The following is a 392-nucleotide window of genomic DNA, read 5'->3' on the forward strand; positions in this document are numbered from 1 at the left end:
GCTACGGGCTTACCAGCGGGAGTAACAGCAGCATGGGCCTCTAATACGCTTACTATAAGTGGTAGTCCAACAGCATCAGGAACTTTTAATTATGATATTCCATTAACAGGAGGCTGTGGAACGGTAAGTGCAACGGGTACAATTACGGTGACTCCAGATAATACAGTAGCAGTGGCATCGAGTACGCCAACGCTATGTATAAATACGACACTTACCAATATTACACATGTAACTACGGGAGCAACGGGTATAGGTATGGCTACGGGCTTACCAGCGGGAGTAACAGCAGCATGGGCCTCTAATACGCTTACTATAAGTGGTAGTCCAACAGCATCAGGAACTTTTAATTATGATATTCCATTAACAGGAGGCTGTGGAACGGTAAGTGCAAC

Annotated in this window: 1 pseudogene; it reads left to right on the plus strand. The window is 45.4% G+C overall.

The features are described from left to right. Positions 1-392, plus strand: a pseudogene (locus Q0881_RS17760) (hypothetical protein); the annotation flags it as partial.

Source organism: uncultured Tenacibaculum sp. (assembly GCF_947494125.1).
Lineage (GTDB): Bacteria > Bacteroidota > Bacteroidia > Flavobacteriales > Flavobacteriaceae > Polaribacter.